Source organism: Geomonas sp. (assembly GCF_056994735.1).
Window position 1 is genome coordinate 1 of record NZ_JBXKJL010000115.1, and the last position, 17,366, is coordinate 17,366.

The window sequence follows — 17,366 nt, forward strand, 5'->3', positions numbered from 1 at the left end:
CTAATCTTCCGCTATGAGATTGTCATCCCCGAATGCCCTTATCGGGGATCCAGATTTCACGTCGTTTAGGAGCTGGATTCCCGATCAGAATCGCTTCGGGAATGACAGTCTTGGAAGCTGGCGGAAGATTGGTACAAATCAGGAAGTTTTTTGTCTGGACAGAGAGTACCGCCGATAGTAATCTTCTGGACCGGCGGCCGGCCCGGCTTGACACAGAGTAATTGCAGGGCCGTCTCTGTCCAAGGAGTAAAGTAAACATTGAAACTGCCCCAGCCGCTTTTCCCCGGCACCCTGATCCGACGCTACCAGCGTTTTCTTGCCGATGTCGAACTCGATGACGGCACCATCGTTACCGCGCATACTCCCAATACCGGGAGCATGCGCGGCTGCGCCACACCGGGTAACCGGGTCATGCTCTCCCGAAGCTGCAACCCCGGCAGGAAGTATCCGCACTCCTGGGAACTGGTTGAGGCCGACGGAGTTTGGGTCGGCATCAACACCCTCCTCCCCAACCGCCTGGTGCGCGAAGGCGTCGAGAACGGATTGGTCGAGGAGTTGAGCGGCTACCACGCCATAACCGCCGAGGTCCCCTACGGGAACGGCAGCCGGATCGACCTCCTCCTCTCCGGGCCGCAGGGGAAGTGTTACGTCGAGGTGAAGAACGTGACCCTGGTGGAGGACGGCAGCGCCCTCTTCCCCGATGCCGTGACGGCGCGGGGGCAGAAGCATCTGAGGGAGCTCATGGAAATGGTGCGCCAGGGGCATCGGGCGGTGAACTTCTTCGTGGTCCAACGAGCCGACGGCGAGAGGGTGGCGCCCGCCGATGCCATCGACCCGGGGTACGGTGCCGCCCTCAGGGAAGCCGCGCACTCCGGGGTGGAGGTTCTGGCCTACCGCGCCAGGGTCACCTCCGGCGACATCGTCCTGACCACGAGGCTTCCGGTGCTCCTGTAGATTCATTGACAACAAAGCCCCGGGCGCTAAAGTTATTGCGTTGCCAGGGAGGTCACATGAGAATTCCCAGCTTCACCATCTATGCGAAGGAAAGCGGGGTCGAGATCACCCCGACCGAGAAAAAGCAGCAGGGAAAGCCCGACGAGGGCAGGATCGCGCTCCGTTTCTTCAGGAAGACCAGCGGGGGTAACCAGATCCGCTTCATTGTGCAGCCCTGGGAGGCTTTCCATCTCCATAACATGATGCACGCGGTGCAGCAGGCGGTGGGAAAGGAGACGCTGACCCACAAGTTCGATGCCGGCGAAGGTGAAACGATCACCAAGATGAGTGTGGAATGCTACCAGAGAAACGACAGGAAGGGTTACGCCCTCTCCATCCAGCGCGGGGAGGAGAGCATCAACGTGGCGGCTCCCTTGGGAGAATTTCTCTTCGCAGCGGAGTTTCTGAGACACCTCTCGCTGGCGCAGTGCTGGGTGGAGCAGGCACCACACCTGGAAGCGGCGAGGACATCCAGAGGCGTTTCGCCACCAACCAGCATCAGCTGAAATTTTCCCGACAGGGAGAGTAGATCGGAACGACAGGCATGAAGAACGCGAGCAAGACGCTCCACATGAGCATCGAAAGCAAGCTGAGCAACGTGGCGCTGGTAGGACATGCGATACGCGGGGTTTGCGCCTGCTCGCCGCTGGACGAAGACGCCTATGGCGAAATGGAAGTCTGCGTGGTCGAGGCGGTCAACAACGCCATAGCACACGCCTACAAACACGAGAATGGCTTCAGGGTCGACACCTCGGTCACCCTGCACCATGACAGGATCGCCTTCGAGATCTCCGATTGCGGCAAGACGATGGAAGACTTCGCCCCCCGCACCCTCGAGTTCGACCCCGAAGAGATAGGCTCCATCCCGGAAAACGGCATGGGGCTTTTCATTATCGAGACCATCATGGACGAGGTCAGCTACCGCTCCGAAGACGGCAGGAACACCCTCTCCTTCTGCAGATATTTCCGGCAGCCCCAGGCCTAGCAGCTTCTAAGCTCCCTACTGCAGCTCAAAAGCCCCCCCAAGCCCCCCTTCGCAAAGGGGGGGATGTAAAGGCGTTCCCTCCAGCGCTGGAATCGTCGAAATGGTGGCCCTCGGCGACTACCCCAGCAGGAACTCGAAATCCTCGCGGCCTATCGCGCCCGTCCCCTCGTGCTCGGCGTCCTCCAGGAGGGCGCGGTAGAGCTTCAGCTTCCGCTTCTTGAGCTCCATCATCTTTTCCTCGATGCTGTGGCGCATCAGGAGCCTGGTGATGGTCACCTGTCGCAGCTGCCCGATGCGGTGGGCGCGATCCGAGGCCTGGTTCTCCACCGCGGGGTTCCACCAGGGGTCGAGGTGGAAGACGTAGGAGGCCTTGGTCAGATTGAGCCCCCTCCCTCCAGCCTTGAGGCTCAGGAGGAAGACGCCCGGCTCTGGCGAGTTCTGGAACCGCTCCACCAGATCCTTCCTGCGCGCCACCGGGGTGGTGCCATCCAGCCGGAAGAAGGGGATGCCATGCTGGGTGAACCCCTCCTGCACCAGGTCGAGGAAGGTGGTGAACTGCGAGAAGACCAGCACGCTGTGCCCCTCGGCAAAAAGCTCGTGCAGCTGGTCGATCAGAAGATCGACCTTCGGAGAGTGGTCACCCGATTCCGGAAGGAGGAGCCTCGAGGAGAGGCAGATCTGGCGAAGCTTGAGGATCGCGGTCAGGGCGATGATGCGGGCCTGGCCGGGGGCGTTGGAGCTGTAGGCCTGCGCCACCGTCTCCTTCACCTTGGCCACGGTTCTCACGTACAGGGCCTTCTGCTTCGGGCTCATCTCGAGGTAGAGGTCGGTCTCCACCTTGGGCGGCAGCTCGGCCTTGATCATGTCCTTGGCACGCCTCAGGATGAAGGGATGGGTCCGCCTCACCAGCGTTTCCAGGAACCCCGGCTCCTCCCGCCCCATCTGCTTCCGGAACTGCTCATAAGGACCGAGGAGCCCGGGCAGCGCCAGGTCCATCACGGAGAAGTATTCCCCGAGGTGGTTTTCCACCGGGGTGCCGGTGAGGGAGACCTTGAACCTCCCCTTCAGCCTCCTTACCGCCCCGGTAGTCTCGGCGTGGATGTTCTTCACCGCCTGCGCCTCGTCGAAGACGACGACGTTGAAAGGTATGGCGGCGAGGGTCTCGATGTCACGCTGGATGACGCCGTAGCTGGTTATCACCAGGTCCAGCCCCCTGAAGTCGGCGCGCCGCCCCTGGCCGCGGTAGACTCCGACCTTCAGGCCGGGGTAGAAGCGGGCGATCTCGCTCTCCCAGTTGAAGATCAGGCTGGGAGGAACCACCACCAGGTGGGGCACCTCCGGCGGCACCTCGGAAGCGATCAGCCCTTCTCTGACTCCCGCAATAAGGGCGATGGCCTGTATGGTCTTGCCCAGTCCCATGTCGTCGGCAAGGCAGGCACCGAAGCGGTGCTCGTAGAGAAAGGCCAGCCAGTAGTATCCCTCGCACTGGTAGTTGCGCAGTGTCGCCTTGAGTCCGGCAGGAATCTGTCGCTGCGGGATGCTCTCGAAGTGGGTCAGGCTCTCGATCACCCGCTCGTCCTCAGGGGAAAGGAGCACCCTCACGCCGCTGCGCCTGAGTACGATCCAGTCCAGGATCTGCAGGCGCGGAACCCGGACCACCTCGCGCCTGGTGTGGGTGGCAAAGAGGGTGAGGGCGCGGCTGCTCTCCTCGTCGAGGATGACCATCGCCCCCGCCCTGCGGAAGACACCGCCCCCCTTCACCGCCTCGAGGAGTTCCTGCTCGGTAACCAGTTCCCCCTCGTACCGTATCTCGGGGCGGAGCTCAAACCAGTCTATCGAGGAGCGGGTGGCGTCCAGGGTGAACGACCAGGCGACGGTCTCGAGTTCCTCGCCCCCCATGGCGAGACTGAAGCCGGCTGCGGCCAGGGCACTTCGGACCCTGGATATGCTCTTCATGAAGATCTTTCGCTCGATCACCATCTCGCCGGGCTCCTCGGCGCGGGAGAAGATCTCCATCCCGAAAAGCTCGTAGGGGATCTCGGTCAGCCGGGCCTGGGCCGCGCCGTCGACGGCGATCCCCAGCCACTCCCTGTCGACCAGCTGCAGGAGCGTGCGGGGATCGGTGGCCGATTGAAAGAAGGAGGTGACGATCCTGCGGGCTTCGGTCTTGACCCCTCGCTTGCTGAAGTCGGGAGAATCGAGCGCAAGGCGCACGATCTTTTCCCGATCCGCCCGGCTTCTTCCAGCCAGGGTGGCGAAGCAGGCGTCGAGGATAGTGCCGACCCTTTTCTTGGCCTTCAGCGGCTGGGGGAAATGGGCACGCCCTGCGGCCGGAAAGAACCAGAAGGTCTCGCGTGACAGCGGAAAGGTCATCCCTGCGGCAACGCCCTCTGCCATCACACGGACCTGGTCGCCCAGTTCCAGGATGTTCAGGCGGTAACGCGGCTCGACCGTGGCGGGAAAGTACCTGGCGCCATCGACGTAAAGCACCACGCACTTCAGGAAGTTGGCGAACTCGCTCTGGCTGATGGCAAACTGGCTGCGGTTGAAGTCGTCCTTCCCGATGCGAAAGCCATCGGAATCACGCGCGAACTGGGGCTCGATGACGTTTTGAAGACTGCCGAACAGCGCGGTGAGGTAGCGATTGGCGCTCAACTCGTCGATCTTCTGGATCCGCGCCAGGGACAGATCGAAATGGTATCCGTCGCTGACGAAAGACTGGCCGCTCAGGGCGCTGCCGTCATCAAGAGTCTTGCGGATGTGGACTTCCTGGTCGTGGAAGTCGAGGTGGAGCAGAAGCGATCGCTCAGTCGCGGCATCGAAGGTCAACTGGACCCGCCCCTGCGGCCCCGAGTAGACGATGGGGAACCTGCCGCCGAACCTGGAAAGGAAATCCTCGACGCACCGCCGCCTCAGCACCGGATGGTACATTATTCTCAGAAATTCCCGGATCGAGGGGAGAAGATCGGCGTCCAGGAGGGTGACGGTGGCGCCGTCGCGACAAAGACGGAAGCGGGTCGGGCCGTCAAGCCGGTCGATCACCAGGGCGTAGGGCGCGTCAGCGAAAGTGGCGAAGGCCTTCTTCCTTCCCTCCTCGGGGGAGACCCGCATCAGCTGGCTGTGAAGTGTCTCCAGGTAGGGAAATGGGAGTTGCAGCATCGGGAAGGAGTGGAGATCGAGGGCTTTTTTAACGGTAGCGAGGGCTGCGACCACATGGGGACAACGCCCTCTCGGGCTCCAGGCCCCGCAGTCGCAGGAGGTCGATAATTCCCCGCGTACCAGGGTGAGGGATACTCCGAAGAAGCCGCCGTCTCGCAGCCGCAGTTCGAGAGTACAGCCGTCGTCACTCCAGGTGACCTGAGAGACGGGAGTCTTCTTGCACAGCTCGAAGCCGTTGAAGAGGTGCACCTTGTCTGCCAAGGCGTATATCGCCGCCGGCGGCATCTCCATAAGGTGCCGCAGCAGGGCGTTGCTCCTGTTTTCCATCTTCCTGAGCTCTCCCACCTGGTGGTAACGAACCGCTTACTCTACCAGAAAGGCTACAGCAATACAACCACACCCTGCCGAAGGAGAACCGGCGGCCATCGTGGCGAACGAGAGGAGCTTTGGTCTCTCCAGCCGCGGGGCGGGCACCCCGTGCCGCGGAAGGAGGAAGGCGAATGTGGGAAGGCGAATTGGTGGAGAGGGCGGGCAGGAAGGCGGGAGGGCTTCGGGCGCAAAAAAAGGGGACGGCGTGAACCGTCCCCCAAAAGGAGACCCTGGAGAACGCTGAGCGATTTCCGGGGATGCTTCAAAGCTACCTATCGGATCCCGGGATCTGGACTTTAGGCTTTTTTTCCTACCTGCTACATGACCTCATGAGATTTCCGGTCAATGGCGACGGGAGCCAGCCCGAGGGCGAAGCGGTCTATGATCCAGCGGGCGATGCTGCGGTGGGGAGGGAGCGCCGCCGGCATCTTTTCGCGGGTGAACCACTGGGCATCCTCGAGTTCGTCTCCATCGACCAAGATCGACCCGGAGGCATAGTCCGCGATGAAGCCCGCCATCAACTGGCTCGGGAAGGGCCAGTTCTGGCTGCCGACGTAGCGTGCGTTGGTCACCTTCAGTCCCGTCTCTTCCAGGACCTCGCGTTCCACGCACTCCTCGAGGGACTCGCCGAAGTCGACGAAACCCGCGACCAGGCTGTAGCGGCCGGGGGCCCACTCAGGCTTGCGCACCAGGAGAAACTCGTCTCCCCGGGTGATAAGCACGATGACGCAGGGGTGGATGTGGGGGAAGTGCTCGTGACCGCAGGAGGTGCAGCGTTTTCCCCAGGTGAAGGTGATCCCCTCCATGGCGCCTCCGCAACGCGAGCAGTTGGCGCTCATCCTCTGCCAGTAGACGACCTGCCTGGCCAGGCCGTACAAGGTGGCCAGGTCGTCGGGGAGCTCGGTCCAGGGAAGTGCCGAAAAGCCGGGTGGCACGGCGAGCTCGCGCGACACCGCGACGACCCGCACCGGCTTTCCATCCCACTCCCCGAAAACCAGGGGCTCGCGATCGGCGAAAAACTCCGCAGGGACCAGCCCGTGGGGCAACTGGCCATCGCAGAGGAGCACGGCGTCGCCCTGCAGCAGGACCCAGAACCCTTCCTCCGTACCTTCCAGCTCTCCAGGTTTTTTCTGGGTGAAGCGGGACCTGATGATCTCGCCATTGAAAGGAAGATTGACCGTCTCGGGAAATGCCATATCCAACACTCCTGCTGCTATTTAATGGTAAGGATCGGTAACTCGGCCTGCCGGTGCTTCGCCAGCTCCGGTGCGAACTGCTGTTCAGGCCGAGCCCGTGGAAACGGTGCCGTCGTAACTGAAGTGAGCAACTATACGAGCATCTGCCGCCGGAATCAACGTCTTTCAGCAGCGTCAATCCGCCCCACGTCGGCCCCCTTTTGTCTTGCAATGGATGAACACGCTATGCTAACTTTTTTAATCTTGCGCCATACCAGCCAGAGGAGATCACGTGACCAAGAGAAGACTGCCGGCAGAATGGGAACCTCAGGACGGGGTGCTACTGGCCTGGCCTCATGAAGAAAGCGACTGGCGTCCCCACCTCGAAGCGGTGCAGCCGGTTTTTGCCCAGATCGTCCGGGAGATCAGCCGTTTCGAGACAGCCGTGATAGCTGCGCCGGCCCCTGAAAGCGTACGGGAACAGCTCATAAGCGCCGGCGCCCGGATGGAGCGGGTGCGGATATACCAGGTGGAGACCAATGACACCTGGGCCCGGGACTTCGGTCCCATCGCGGTACGGGACGACGGAACTGTGACCCTCCTCAACTTCGGTTTCAACGGCTGGGGGCTTAAATTCCCTTCCGACCTCGATAACCGGATCAATCGCCGGCTGCAGGGACTCGGCGTCTGGAACGCGCCGCTGGAAACCATCGGGCTGATCCTTGAGGGGGGGAGCATCGAGAGCGATGGCGCGGGCACCATCCTGACTACGGAGGAGTGTCTCCTAAACGACAACAGGAACCCCCACCTCATCCGCGAGGAACTGGAAGAGGAACTCCATGGACTCTTCGGGAGCGACCGCTTCCTGTGGCTGGCCAACGGCTACCTCGCCGGCGACGACACAGACTCCCATGTCGACACCCTGGTGCGGCTTTGCCCTGACGACACCATCGCCTACGTGACCTGCGATGACCCCGAGGACGAGCACTACCCGGCCCTGAAGGCGATGGAGGGCGAGATCAGGGCCTTCCGCACCCACGATGGAAAGCCGTACCGGACGATACCGCTCCCGTGGCCCACCACCAGGCATGACGAGGAGGGCACCAGGCTGCCGGCAACCTACGCCAATTTCCTGGTGATAAACGGCGCGGTACTGGTCCCGACCTACGATGACAGGAATGACACCGCCGCCCTGGAGGCCATCGCCACGGCATTCCCGGGACGGGAAGTCATCGGCATCAACTGCCTGCCGCTCATTCTCCAGCACGGTTCGCTGCACTGCGTGACTATGCAGTTGCCCAACGGGACATTGAAATAGAGAGATGTGCCTTGACTATGTTTTGTAGGAGCGCCCTCCCGGGCGCGAACCGGCTGCAGCCGGGGGGCAATCGTCGATTAAGAAGGCTGTTACGGTTTTACAGGAGGAAGAAATGCAGAAGCTGAAGGTGGCTCTGGTACAGCAGGGACTGAGAGAGAACCGCGAAACCAATATAGCGGCCACGGTCGCCTCGATACGCAAGGCCGCGGAGCAGGGGGCAAAACTCGTCGTCCTGCAGGAACTCCATACCGGCAGTTATTTCTGCCAGACCGAAGACACCGCCTGCTTTGACCTGGCTGAACCGATCCCGGGACCTTCGACGGCACTGTTCGGTGCGGTGGCGAAGGAGCTCGGCGTCGTCATCGTCACCTCCCTCTTCGAGCGGCGCGCCCCGGGTCTCTACCACAACACCGCAGTGGTGCTGGAGAGCGACGGGAGCATCGCGGGGAAATACCGCAAGATGCACATCCCGGACGATCCCGCCTTCTACGAAAAATTCTACTTCACCCCCGGCGACCTCGGTTTCGAACCGATCCGGACTTCGGTCGGATCACTCGGGGTGCTGGTCTGCTGGGACCAGTGGTACCCCGAGGCCGCCCGACTCATGGCCCTGGCCGGCGCCGACATGCTGATCTACCCCACCGCCATCGGCTGGGATCCCAGGGACACCGATGCCGAGCGACAAAGGCAGCTCGACGCCTGGGTCACGGTGCAGCGCTCGCACGCGGTAGCCAACGGCATACCGGTTATCTCCGCGAACCGGGTGGGCTTCGAGGCCGACCCCAGCGGCGTCGGAGCGGGGATCCGCTTCTGGGGCTCCAGCTTCATCGCCGGACCACAGGGCGAGCTCCTGGCGCATGGCGGTGAGGAGGAAGAGATCCTCCTGGTCGAGCTCGACCGTCGCCGCAGCGAGGACGTGCGGCGCATCTGGCCCTTCCTACGGGACCGCCGGATCGACGCCTATGGCGACCTCGTCCGCAGATATCGGGACTAGCTCCTCCCGATCCACCCTTCCCTCCCCTCCCGGGGAGGGAGATAGAGGGAGTACAGCAGTGTCGTCCGCGATAAATCTTTCACACAAACTCCTCCAGAAGTTCCAACGCTCCCTTCCCCACGAAAGAAGATTGATCCAGCTCCTTTCGGTCATCTTCGCCCCCGTGTCAAAGAGCGTGCTGCTCAACATCGCCAGGAGTAGCGGCACCAACAGCCCCGTCGGAGCCCACTACACAGGAGTCCTGCTCTCCACCGTCCTGGAAAAGCTGGCCCACGACCAGCTGGTCGTGCAGGGTAAGGAAGGGGTCCGCTGCAGCAGCCAGCTCATGCATCCGGCAACGCTCTCCGCCGTTTCCGACGGCGTCTTCGACCTGATGGCGAGGGCCGTGCAGTCAGAGATTCCCATGGTCTCGGACTGGGGAAGCACGTACTACCGCTCCCCTTTGCACGCCCTGCGCGACGTGAGGATCGCCTTCTACCGAGGCGACGCCAAGCTCGCCTTTGCCATGGCTGCACGCTACGAGAGGCAGTTCGCCTACGACGCCCTCCGCTGCCACCCCTTCGTGACGGTGTGCACCGATCCTTTCGACGGCGCGTGGTTCCGCTCCCTCCCGCAGGAGTTGAAGATCGCGACCCTCGGCTACATCCTCCCCCGCGCCAGCGCCGATCTCTCCCCGTCGAGCGGGCCATTCGAAGTCCTGGCCGAGATGGCAGGCGAACCGAGTGCGCCCGAGGCTCTGATCAACCTGTACTCCCTGGAACTCCTGCTGCGCGGGAGAGTCGCTGAGGCCGAAGAGACCGCGGGAGAGGCGACGAACTCCGTCGAACTGGCTGTTCTCGGCTGCGCCGAGCTGCAGCGAGGGAGACATGAAGCCTCGATCGCTCGGTTCGAAGCGGCGCTCGTCCGCCTGAAAAAAGAAACGGGGAAGAGAAAAACCTTCTTCGACGATTTCACCGGGCTCTTCTTCATCCTCGCCCTCATCGGCTCCGGAGAAGCCAAAATGCGGGAGCAGGCCGCCGAGCACTGCAGCTTCGTCCTCAAAAAGAAGGAATGGCCCTATCAGGACATCTACCGGATCCTGCAGTTGGTGCTCAGAGAGCACGGCGGGGAGCAAGGAGTGACGAGACAGCTGGAGGCCGCAGCTATGCGCCCCTTGGATACTCCTCTCTACGCCCTCTTCGTGGCCCTGGCCCTCCACTGGTCCGGATCGGAGATGGCGGGCAGGGTGGTCGCTCTCCCCGCACTGGCCAGGCGGGCTAGGGAGGCGGGATATCTTTGGCTGGCTGACGAGATGACCCTCTCTGCCGCGGCCTGTGGCATGGACAGTGCGGACGGGGACGACGTGCTGACGAGGTATCAGTCACAGGGGGTGATCCCGTTATTCCGTACCGTGGAAAGGATCGAGTTCTGGGAAAATGCCCTGAGCGCGCTGATCAGGCTCAACAAGGATGAAGAGGCAACCCCGCAGAAAGCCGCATCGGAGGGACGCCTGATCTGGCACTTCCAGGAGGTCGGGCGCCACTTCGAGATACAGCCTCGTGAACAGAAACGAACCGCCACCGGGAAGTGGACCTCGGGGAGGAATGTTTCGCTGAAGAGGCTGGCCGAGGAGGCCGCCCAGCTCGACTTCCTCAGCGAGCAGGATGTCCGCCTCTGCGGCTGCATCAGACAGGAGCGCGACCACAGCTACTACGGCTACGGCAGGGAGGCTTACCGGCTCGATCAGAACAAGGCCCTCCCGCTCATGATCGGCCATCCTCACGTCTACCTCGATCCCGCGGCGACCGTGCGCCTGGAACTGGTGCAGGGGGAGGCTGAACTTCAGCTGACCTCCCACGGCGATTTCTTCGAGATGCACATCCACCCCTCTTTCGATCAGGACCAGAAGATCTATCTCCAGAAGGAGAGCCCGACACGCCTCAAGGTCTTCGAGGCCAAGGACGAGTACAAGAGGGTGGCGGCCATCCTCGGACAGGGTCTGAAGCTTCCGGCACAGGCCAGGGAAAAGGCGCTGGAGGCGATCAGATCCCTCTCCTCCATCCTGACCGTTCATTCCGACATCGGCAGCGAGTCCGCGACGGTGACCGCCGATCCGACGCCCTGCTTCCACCTCCTGCCGTACAATACCGGCGTGAAGCTCGAGCTCCTGGTCCGCCCCTTCTCGGACGCCGGCCCCTACTTCCGCCCGGGAGCAGGTGGCGAGACGGTGATGGCGGAAATAGACGGCAAGAGAGTCCAGGCCAGAAGGGCCCTGCGGCTGGAGGTCGGTCGCGCCGCGGATGCTGTCGCCGCCCTCACTGCCCTCCCCGAGGCCGAGGAGAGCGATGCCGAGTGGCTGGTTCCCAGGCCCGATGACGCCCTGGAGGTCCTGCTGCAACTCCAGTCGCTGGGTGAAACGGTCCGGGTGGCGTGGCCCGAGGGGGCGAAATTCAAGGTGCGGCAGGAGGCCACAACGGGCCAGTGCAGGCTGACAATAAGGCAGGCCAAGGATTGGTTCGAGCTGGAGGGCGAGATCAGGCTGAACGAGGGGCTGGCGATCGACCTGCAGCAGCTGGTGAAATTGGCCGGCGAGGGGCACGGCCGCTTCATTCCGCTGGGCGAGGGAGAATACCTGGCCCTGTCGGCACAGCTCAAGAAGCGGCTGGAGGAACTCGCATCCTTTGCCGACCCCCACGGGAAGGCCTTCCGCTTCCACCCCTTGGCCGCCGGGGTCTTCCGCGACTTCGCGGACGAGGCAGGCGAACTGACAACGGACCAGCACTGGCAGGGGCAGTTGAAGAGGCTTAGCGAGGCGCAAAACTTCCAGCCCAAGCTGCCGACCACGCTGCAGGCGGAGTTACGCGGCTACCAGGAGGAAGGCTTTAACTGGCTCAACCGCCTCGCCCACTGGGGTGTAGGGGCCTGCCTGGCCGACGACATGGGTCTCGGGAAGACCGTCCAGGCACTGGCCCAGATTCTGTCGATGGCTGCCAAGGGTCCTTCTCTGGTAGTGGCGCCCACCTCCGTCTGCCTCAACTGGGAGAGCGAGGCCCGGAAGTTCGCCCCCACCCTCGAGGTCATCATCTTCGGCGGAAACAAGCGGGCTGAATCACTGAAGCGGCTGAAACCGTTCGACCTGGTGATCTGCAGCTACGGCCTGCTGCAGCAGGAAGGTGAACTGCTCGGCACGGTGAGCTGGCAGGCCATCGTGCTCGACGAGGCGCAGGCGATAAAGAACATGGCGACCAAACGGAGCCAGGCCGCCATGGAACTATCCGGCGCCTTCAGGATGGTCGCCACCGGCACCCCGATAGAGAACCACCTCGGAGAGCTCTGGAACGTCTTCCGCTTCATCAACCCGGGGCTCCTCGGCTCACACAAGCAGTTCAACCTGAAGTTCGCCGCCCCCATAGAGAAGGGTCAGGACAAGAAGGCTCGCGGGCGGCTGAAGAAGCTGATACAGCCCTTCATCCTGCGGCGCACCAAGAACCAGGTACTGGAGGAGCTTCCTTCCCGGACAGAGATCACCATCAAGGTGGAGATGAGCGAACAGGAGGCATCCCTTTACGAGGCACTGCGCAGAAGCGCGCTGGATAATCTGGCCGGTGTCGGCAAGGTCGAGGGGAAAGGCGAACAGCACCTGAAGATCCTGGCGGAGATCATGCGCCTGAGGCGGGCCTGCTGCAATCCACGGCTGGTGCTGCCTGAGAGCCGGATACCGAGTTCGAAGCTCGAAGCCTTCGCCGCGATCGTGAGCGAGCTGCGGGAAAACCGCCACAAGGCCCTGGTCTTCAGCCAGTTCGTGGGGCACCTGGAGTTGCTCCGGGAGTACCTCGATAAGGCGGGCATCTCCTACCAGTACCTGGATGGAAGCACCCCGCCGAAAGACCGCAGGACCAGCATGGAGGCGTTCCAGTCCGGAGAGGGAGAGCTCTTTCTCATCAGCCTCAAGGCCGGCGGCGTCGGTCTCAACCTCACTGCCGCTGACTACGTCATCCACATGGACCCGTGGTGGAACCCGGCCGTGGAGGACCAGGCTTCCGACCGCGCCCACCGCATCGGGCAACAGCGCCCGGTCACGATCTATAGATTGGTGTCGAAGGGAACCATCGAGGAGAAGATCGTCGGGCTGCACCAGCATAAACGCGGCCTGGCCGACAGCCTCCTCGAAGAAAGTGACATCAGCGGGAAGATGACGGCAGACCAGCTGCTGGAACTGTTGAGGGGAGAACCTCGTAAAGTTTGGTGACTTCTATCAAAGAGGTGGCGGCCATAGCTGCGCGCCGTGGAGTATTCGCAGTATCTGTATCTTGTTACCTGTGATGCGGTAAACAGCAATAAACGGAGTACGCACTATCACAAGCTCTCTCGTTCCTTCAACACGCCCCTTCCGTCCTATCTTCTCGTTCTGAAGCAGCCTTGCCACCTGCTGCTCAATTTCATCACCTTGCGCTATCGCCGCACCCGGATTATCGGCGGCAATAAACTCGATGACTGATTCGAAATCTCGCAGTGCAGGTGGCAGCCACTCAAGATTCACGATGCCTTCTCCTTACCGGCACGAGATTTCAATGCCTTCTTTTTCTCTTCCCACTGAGAGGAAAAATTTTCATGAACTGTTAGCTGAGTTGCCGGATCGTCGGCCTCTTCTAAAGCTGCGTTCACCTGCCGACGAAACCACAGGTCGTGTTCTTTTGCTGCATCCGCAGGCAGCTTGACCTGAAAGGGTATCCCTTTCTCGATTACCACCTGGTGCAGAAAAAGGCGGATCGCCTCGCTCATGGAGAGGCCGAACCTGTCCAGGACGGCCTGAGCCTCCAGCTTCACTGTTGAGTCTATGCGTGAACGAATCACCGTGTCTGCCATATCCTTACCCCCTTCTGTAGCTACATTGTAGGTCATCCAAGGCTACAGCACAAGCTGCCATACCAGATGCGTGTGCAAGAAATTCGGTGCTAGTAAAAACTATGAAAGTATTCTCTCATTGGTATGATATTGTAGGCAGCACCGCAACAGCCGAGACTCATGGAGGGAGAGAAGCAGGAACTCATGATAGCGCGAATCGATCACCTGAACATCGTGGTAAGCGACCTGGACCGGGCCAAGGAGTTCTTTTTCCTCCTCGGCTTCACCGAAGGAATAAGCTCAGAGCTCGACTCCGGCTTTCTCGGCAAACTCACCGGAATTCAAAATGCCCGTGGACGTTTCGTCGCCCTGCATCACCCCGGCTCCGATCTCTCCATCGAACTCCTGAAGTTCGACGCCACCTCCCCTGGAGACGACCACATCGGGAGGGCCGACGCAACAGGTTTCCGGCACCTGGCGTTCGCGGTGGAAGATATCGAGGCGGAAGTGCAGAGGCTGCGCGAACACGGGGTGAGCTTCATCAGCGAGGTGCGGACCTGGGAGAAGACCGGGAAGAAGTTGGTCTACTTCCACGGCCCCGATGGCATCCTGCTGGAGCTTGCCCAGTATCCGAAATAGACCTCCCCACGGCTGTAAATATCGACGCGGTGCAGGAGAAGTTGATGGCATTGACTCTGAAATCGGTGCAAGAAGAAGAGATAAGGCAGGAGCTGGATCGGCTGAAGAAGAGGGTGATCCAGGCCGAACGAGCGGGCGGCGAGAGGTGGCGGCAGATCTCCTTCCTCTACCGCGCCGCAGACAGCTTCAGCAGGCGCGTCTTCGTCGGGTCCTTTTGTCACACCATAATGAGCCTGGAGAGCGGGTGCGCCACCGGCCAGTGCTGCAGGTGCCGGCCCGACGTCTTCGCCTACGAAAAGAGCGTCCTCGACCTCCTGCCCAAACGCTTGGACGATTCCGGCTTCTGTCCCTTCTTCAATCTCGGCAAGAGGACCTGCGGCATCTACGGCGTCAGGCCCTTCGCCTGCAGGATCTATTACAACTTCGCCTCTTCCGGCCATTACTGCGACAACCCCTGTGACCTGACCCTAGAGCTCTTCGACGGCGTAAAGAGGCACCTGGAGTTGGTCCTTGGTCCTTACCAGGGCGGATACCTGCCATGAGCTCACGACACAAGACTCCGAAGCACCTGGCGGAATCGGTATGCGCCGACCTGAGGAAGCGCCACCTCCCCTTCCCCGACGAGAAGATCATCATCGATCTGTTCGAGACGATGTACTATTCGAGCCTGAGGACGGAGGAATCGGAGCCGGTGAGATTCCACATGGTCTTTCTCGACCCCTCCCAGCCGGACCCGAAGCCGCCGCGCAACCCCATGAAGGACCGCTGGAGCTATGTCCCCTTCGCGGAACCGATCCTTTTTTCCGTTCCGAGCTTGGTGAAGATAGCGAAGTCCTCCGAGTTGCGGACCTCGTCCTTCGCCGTCTGGCCCGACAAGGAAGGTACTCTCTACATCTGGGGGCTGGTCGACCAGCAGAATCTCTTTCACAAGTTCCTGAACCGAAGCGCAGAGATCCAGCCGGACCGCCCCGGCCTCTTCCAGGCCAGCGTCGAGGGGATCGGCGTGGTCGTGGTCTACATGCGTTACGAGAAGGTGGCCGAGCTGAGAATCAGCGAGTTGATCCGCAACTCCCTCGACATCTTCAGGGATAGCCCCGTCAGGGAGTTGCTGAGTAGCGGAATCGACAGGTACCTCGAGGCAGTACGACATCACCTGGCCGACGACATGTACTTCGGCGACGGCTCGATGGACGAACTGCACACACAACAGTGGCTCTCGGTACTGTGCAGGATTCTGCTGAGGATACAAAAGATAAAGAAAGGCGGCGCCATTCTCATCACGCCGAACGTTGAAACGCCCGACCTTAACATCAAGTACAGGATAAACTACAACAGACTCCGTACCTCGCTCCTTTCGAACGCGGTGACCAAGGTCAAAGCGGATTACCTTGAGAATCGCGTCCTCGGCCTCAAAGAGTCCAAAGAAAAGGAGATCCCTTCGCAACAGTATTTCCAGCTGAGGAAGTTCGAGAAGGACCTTAGGGCCAATAAGAACGAGATCGACGGTGTCATCTGGTTCGTCGCCATCCTGACCCGGGTGGATGGACTGGTCTTGATGGATCAAAACCTGGATGTTCGAGGGTACGGCGTGGAGATCATGACCTCCCAGGAACCGTCCAACCTCTTCCATGCCGCCGACAGGATGGCTACCACCGCCAAGCTCCGCCCCTCCTCCTACAACCATTTCGGGACACGCCACAGATCGATGATGAGGTACTGCTTCCAGCATCCGGGGAGCATCGGCTTTGTCGTCTCACAGGACGGTGAGGTCCGCGTCATAACCAAGGTTGGCGACAACTTGGTACTCTGGGACAACGTTAAGTTGAAGTACTACACCTATGCTTCGAAGAAGAAAGTGGCAGTCCCGGTAGAGCAGGACGTGACGGAGAAGGGGAAAGTTTAATCAAACCACTGGCCACGGAGACACGGAGGGCACGGAGAAAGCCCAGCTGTCATCCCTGATGCCTTATCGTCGAGGGCAATGATGAAGATCCAGATCTTATTGTCGGTACTTTGCGCGATCGCCTCTCCTTTAACTGTCGTGGCGGAGACTCATACAGTTGATGCTTCGTCAAAGATCGAAGCCGCGACTGTCTTTGCCGACCGGGCGCAGGTCACCCGCAGCGCCACGGTGGCACTGCAGGCCGGCACCAACCTGGTGACACTGACCGGACTTCCGCAGGCCATGGCGGAGGAGTCCCTTCGGGTCGAGGGGAAAGGGAGCGGGCGGGCCCGCATCGCCGGCATAACCATCAGGAACGTCTTCCTGGAGCGGGTCGAGCAGAAGCGGGTCCATGAGCTGGAGGAGGAGATCAGGGTCCTCGATCGCAAGGTGGAAGGGATAGAGGCCAGGCGCAAGGGGCTCGCGGCTCAACGGGCCTTCATCGAGTCCATCCGGGTGGGCTGGGGGGAGCGGATCTCCAAGGAGCTGACAGCCGCCAAGCCGACTACCTCAGAGATGAACGAAGCCGCGAGGTTCGTCGGCGACGGCATCGGGAAGGTGGAGGGGCAGCTCTACGACGCGGAGGCCGCGAAAAAGCCGCTGCTGGACAGGATAGCGGCGCTGAAAAAGGAGCTGGAGCAGAGCAGAATCGACCGCATGAAAGAGGTGCGCGCGGTACAGGTGGCGATAGACGCGGAACGGGCCATGCCCTTCAGCCTCCAGTTAAGCTACCTTGCCAGCCCGGCGCAATGGGAACCGACCTACGACGTGCGACTGGGCCCGGACGGGAAGGAAGCGGAAATCACCTACCGCGCCATGGTCTCGCAAAAGACGGGCGAGGACTGGCAGGGGGTGAAACTTTCACTCTCCACGGCGAGACCCGAAGTCGGCGGGGCTCCGCCGGAACTCCCGCCCTGGCACATCTCATTCTACGAGCCTCCCCGCCCGATCCTGTACCGGGCACAGGG

14 protein-coding genes are annotated in these 17,366 nt (G+C 61.5%); 10 read left to right on the forward strand and 4 right to left on the reverse strand.

Annotated features, from left to right (window positions below; translation table 11 throughout):
• Positions 1-258 precede the first annotated feature (258 nt).
• From sfsA to AC11W3_RS05490, 3 genes are read left to right on the forward strand one after another with little or no spacing between them, the layout of a single operon-like run.
• Positions 259-954 carry a DNA/RNA nuclease SfsA gene (gene sfsA, locus AC11W3_RS05480; protein WP_484092616.1) on the forward strand — a complete coding sequence of 232 codons (696 nt, stop codon included), beginning with the start codon at positions 259-261 and terminating at the stop codon, positions 952-954.
• A 56-nt stretch (positions 955-1,010) separates the two neighbouring features.
• Positions 1,011-1,499, forward strand: coding sequence for a hypothetical protein (locus tag AC11W3_RS05485; protein ID WP_484090173.1), 489 nt, complete (start codon positions 1,011-1,013; stop codon positions 1,497-1,499).
• A 38-nt stretch (positions 1,500-1,537) separates the two neighbouring features.
• On the forward strand, positions 1,538-1,978 hold the full coding sequence (locus AC11W3_RS05490) for an ATP-binding protein (RefSeq protein ID WP_484090172.1): 441 nt from the start codon (positions 1,538-1,540) through the stop codon (positions 1,976-1,978).
• Positions 1,979-2,095: 117 nt separating this feature from the next.
• Here the strand turns inward: AC11W3_RS05490 and AC11W3_RS05495 are convergent, their stop codons facing one another.
• Together AC11W3_RS05495 and nudC are read right to left on the reverse strand one after the other, a co-directional pair.
• A complete protein-coding gene (locus AC11W3_RS05495; RefSeq protein WP_484092617.1) occupies positions 2,096-5,464 on the reverse strand; it encodes an SNF2-related protein in 3,369 nt (1,122 codons plus the stop codon).
• A gap of 359 nt (positions 5,465-5,823) precedes the next feature.
• A complete protein-coding gene (nudC, locus tag AC11W3_RS05500; protein WP_484090170.1) occupies positions 5,824-6,702 on the reverse strand; it encodes an NAD(+) diphosphatase in 879 nt (292 codons plus the stop codon).
• A gap of 271 nt (positions 6,703-6,973) precedes the next feature.
• Between nudC and AC11W3_RS05505 the strand changes: the two genes are divergently transcribed.
• The 3 genes from AC11W3_RS05505 to AC11W3_RS05515 all read left to right on the forward strand — a co-directional run bounded on the left by AC11W3_RS05505 (position 6,974) and on the right by AC11W3_RS05515 (position 13,221).
• On the forward strand, positions 6,974-7,999 hold the full coding sequence (locus AC11W3_RS05505; protein ID WP_484092618.1) for an agmatine deiminase family protein: 1,026 nt from the start codon (positions 6,974-6,976) through the stop codon (positions 7,997-7,999).
• A 112-nt stretch (positions 8,000-8,111) separates the two neighbouring features.
• Positions 8,112-8,993 (forward strand): carbon-nitrogen hydrolase, encoded by an 882-nt coding sequence (locus AC11W3_RS05510; RefSeq protein WP_484090168.1) that lies wholly within the window; start codon positions 8,112-8,114, stop codon positions 8,991-8,993.
• A gap of 58 nt (positions 8,994-9,051) precedes the next feature.
• Positions 9,052-13,221: a DEAD/DEAH box helicase gene (locus AC11W3_RS05515; RefSeq protein WP_484092619.1), complete on the forward strand. Its 4,170-nt coding sequence runs from the start codon at positions 9,052-9,054 to the stop codon at positions 13,219-13,221.
• A gap of 6 nt (positions 13,222-13,227) precedes the next feature.
• On the opposite strand, the gene AC11W3_RS05520 is transcribed toward AC11W3_RS05515, so the two are convergent.
• Together AC11W3_RS05520 and AC11W3_RS05525 are read right to left on the reverse strand one after the other, a co-directional pair.
• On the reverse strand, positions 13,228-13,512 hold the full coding sequence (locus AC11W3_RS05520; RefSeq protein ID WP_484090166.1) for a type II toxin-antitoxin system RelE/ParE family toxin: 285 nt from the start codon (positions 13,510-13,512) through the stop codon (positions 13,228-13,230).
• Positions 13,509-13,838, reverse strand: a complete 330-nt coding sequence (locus AC11W3_RS05525; RefSeq protein ID WP_484090165.1) for a type II toxin-antitoxin system RelB/DinJ family antitoxin — start codon at positions 13,836-13,838, stop codon at positions 13,509-13,511. Before AC11W3_RS05525 ends, AC11W3_RS05520 begins: the two co-directional genes overlap by 4 nt.
• A 183-nt stretch (positions 13,839-14,021) precedes the next feature.
• Here AC11W3_RS05525 and AC11W3_RS05530 point away from each other — a divergent pair, with 183 nt between their 5' ends.
• From AC11W3_RS05530 to AC11W3_RS05545, 4 genes are all read left to right on the forward strand, one after another.
• Positions 14,022-14,456: a VOC family protein gene (locus AC11W3_RS05530; RefSeq protein ID WP_484092620.1), complete on the forward strand. Its 435-nt coding sequence runs from the start codon at positions 14,022-14,024 to the stop codon at positions 14,454-14,456.
• A 44-nt stretch (positions 14,457-14,500) separates the two neighbouring features.
• Positions 14,501-14,998, forward strand: coding sequence for a YkgJ family cysteine cluster protein (locus AC11W3_RS05535; RefSeq protein WP_484090163.1), 498 nt, complete (start codon positions 14,501-14,503; stop codon positions 14,996-14,998).
• Positions 14,995-16,359, forward strand: a complete 1,365-nt coding sequence (locus AC11W3_RS05540; RefSeq protein WP_484092621.1) for a putative sensor domain DACNV-containing protein — start codon at positions 14,995-14,997, stop codon at positions 16,357-16,359. Before AC11W3_RS05535 ends, AC11W3_RS05540 begins: the two co-directional genes overlap by 4 nt.
• A gap of 81 nt (positions 16,360-16,440) precedes the next feature.
• Positions 16,441-17,366: mucoidy inhibitor MuiA family protein (locus tag AC11W3_RS05545; protein ID WP_484092622.1), on the forward strand; the 926-nt coding region annotated here is incomplete at its 3' end.

Excerpts from the sequence above, each read along its gene's own strand:
- nudC (WP_484090170.1), bottom strand. The coding sequence starts at position 6,702 with ATGGCATTTCCCGAGACGGTCAATCTTCCTTTCAATGGCGAGATCATC.
- AC11W3_RS05510 (WP_484090168.1), top strand. The coding sequence starts at position 8,112 with ATGCAGAAGCTGAAGGTGGCTCTGGTACAGCAGGGACTGAGAGAGAAC.
- AC11W3_RS05490 (WP_484090172.1), top strand. The coding sequence starts at position 1,538 with ATGAAGAACGCGAGCAAGACGCTCCACATGAGCATCGAAAGCAAGCTG.
- AC11W3_RS05495 (WP_484092617.1), bottom strand. The coding sequence starts at position 5,464 with ATGGAAAACAGGAGCAACGCCCTGCTGCGGCACCTTATGGAGATGCCG.
- AC11W3_RS05540 (WP_484092621.1), top strand. The coding sequence starts at position 14,995 with ATGAGCTCACGACACAAGACTCCGAAGCACCTGGCGGAATCGGTATGC.
- AC11W3_RS05535 (WP_484090163.1), top strand. The coding sequence starts at position 14,501 with ATGGCATTGACTCTGAAATCGGTGCAAGAAGAAGAGATAAGGCAGGAG.
- AC11W3_RS05485 (WP_484090173.1), top strand. The coding sequence starts at position 1,011 with ATGAGAATTCCCAGCTTCACCATCTATGCGAAGGAAAGCGGGGTCGAG.
- AC11W3_RS05530 (WP_484092620.1), top strand. The coding sequence starts at position 14,022 with ATGATAGCGCGAATCGATCACCTGAACATCGTGGTAAGCGACCTGGAC.
- AC11W3_RS05525 (WP_484090165.1), bottom strand. The coding sequence starts at position 13,838 with ATGGCAGACACGGTGATTCGTTCACGCATAGACTCAACAGTGAAGCTG.